The 1805-nt window shown below is 63.0% G+C and carries 3 protein-coding genes; all 3 read left to right on the forward strand.

From position 1 onward, the window contains the following. Positions 1-916: beta-ketoacyl-ACP synthase (locus V6M52_RS14805; protein ID WP_332701569.1), on the forward strand; the 916-nt coding region annotated here is incomplete at its 5' end. Beyond that, on the forward strand, positions 913-1371 hold the full coding sequence (locus V6M52_RS14810; protein ID WP_205886737.1) for a hotdog family protein: 459 nt from the start codon (positions 913-915) through the stop codon (positions 1369-1371). The genes V6M52_RS14805 and V6M52_RS14810, both read left to right, overlap by 4 nt. Beyond that, positions 1371-1805: SDR family NAD(P)-dependent oxidoreductase (locus tag V6M52_RS14815; RefSeq protein WP_332701570.1), on the forward strand; the 435-nt coding region annotated here is incomplete at its 3' end. The genes V6M52_RS14810 and V6M52_RS14815, both read left to right, overlap by 1 nt.

Consider the following 1805-nt stretch of genomic DNA (forward strand, 5'->3'; position numbering starts at 1 on the left):
TATCGGCGTCATTCTGGGCACCAGCACCTCGGGCATTCACGAGGCCAGCAGCGGTCTGGCCCATTACATCCGAGAGCATCAGTTCCCTGCCGATTATGACTATCAACAACAGGAACTCGGCGCTCCGGCGACGTTTCTCGCCGACTGGCTGCAATTGAGCGGCCCAGCCTATGTGATTTCCACCGCCTGCACCTCCAGCGCCCGCGCGCTGATGAGTGCCCAACGGTTGCTCGACCTGGGCATGTGCGATGCCGTGTTGTGCGGCGGTGTCGACAGTTTGTGCAAACTGACCCTCAACGGCTTCTCAGCCCTGGAAGCGGTGTCCGAGCAGCGCTGCAATCCGTTTTCGGCGAACCGCAACGGCATCAATATCGGCGAAGCGGCGGTGCTGTTTCTGATGAGCAAAAACGTCGGCAGCAGCCAACCGATTGCCCTGCTCGGCAGTGGCGCCAGCTCCGATGCGCACCACATTTCCGCGCCGGAACCGACCGGCCGTGGCGCCCGGCAAGCGATGAGTAAGGCCTTGAGCCGCGCGGGCCTGCAACCGCAGCAGATCAGCTATTTGAACCTGCACGGTACCGCCACCCAACACAACGACGCCATGGAAAGCCTGGCCGTGACAGCGCTGTTCCCGGATGGTGTGCCCTGCTCGTCGACTAAACCGATGACCGGTCATACCCTTGGCGCCGCTGGTGCCCTGGAAGCAGCGTTCTGCTGGTTGAGTCTGAGCGCGGACAACCGCGAGCACGCCCTGCCGCCCCACGTCTGGGACGGTCAGCCCGACCCCGAATTGCCGGCCTTGCATTGGGTGACCCCGACCGACCACCTGACGTCCATTGCACCCCGCTACCTGATGAGCAATTCCTTTGCCTTCGGTGGCAATAACGTCAGCCTGATTATCGGAGACGCCCCATGATTGACTGGCCGCTCGCCGAACTGCTACCGCATGCTGGTGACATGATCCTCATCGACCAGATCCTGTCGTTCGATGACGAGCAGATCCACACCCGACTCACCGTCAAGCCCGACGGCCTGTTCAATCGCCCCGACGGCAGCCTGCCGGCCTGGGTCGGCATCGAGCTGATGGCCCAGAGCGTCGCCGCTTATGCCGGCTGCCACGCGCGCCGCAAAGGCAATGCGGTGGAACTGGGTTTCCTGCTCGGCACCCGCAAATTCGAATGCAACGTGGAACACTTCCCCGCCGGCACCGAGCTGACCATCCACGGGATACGCTCGCTGGAAGACGACAATGGCATGGGCGTGTTCGAATGCCATATCACCGCCCCCGGCATCCACGCGACCGCCCGGCTGAACGTGTTCCGCCCGCCTCAGGCCGCTCAATATCTGCATGAACCCCAAGGAGTCGAGTGATGACTGAGTCCGTACTGGTCACCGGCTCCAGCCGTGGTATCGGCCGCGCCATTGCATTGCGTCTGGCCCGGGCCGGGCATGACATCGTGCTGCACTGCCGCAGCGGTCTGGCGGACGCTATCGCGGTAAAGGCCGAAGTGGAAGCCTTGGGCCGCAACGTGCGTGTCCTGCAATTCGACGTGTCCGACCGCGCCAGTTGCAAAGCCATTCTCGAAGCCGACGTGGAAGCTCACGGCGCCTATTACGGCGTGGTGCTCAATGCCGGCCTGACCCGCGACGGGGCTTTTCCGGCCTTGAGCGAAGAAGATTGGGATTCGGTGATGCGTACCAACCTCGACGGTTTCTACAACGTGCTGCACCCGGTGATGATGCCGATGATTCGTCGTCGCGCCGCCGGGCGGATTGTCTGCATCACCTCGGTGTCCGGGCTGATC

The organism is Devosia sp. (assembly GCF_036676215.1).
Taxonomy (GTDB): Bacteria; Pseudomonadota; Alphaproteobacteria; order Rhizobiales; family Devosiaceae; genus Devosia.

Bases quoted from the DNA above. Each gene is read 5' to 3' on its own strand.
- V6M52_RS14810 (WP_205886737.1), top strand. From the start codon at position 913: ATGATTGACTGGCCGCTCGCCGAACTGCTACCGCATGCTGGTGACATG.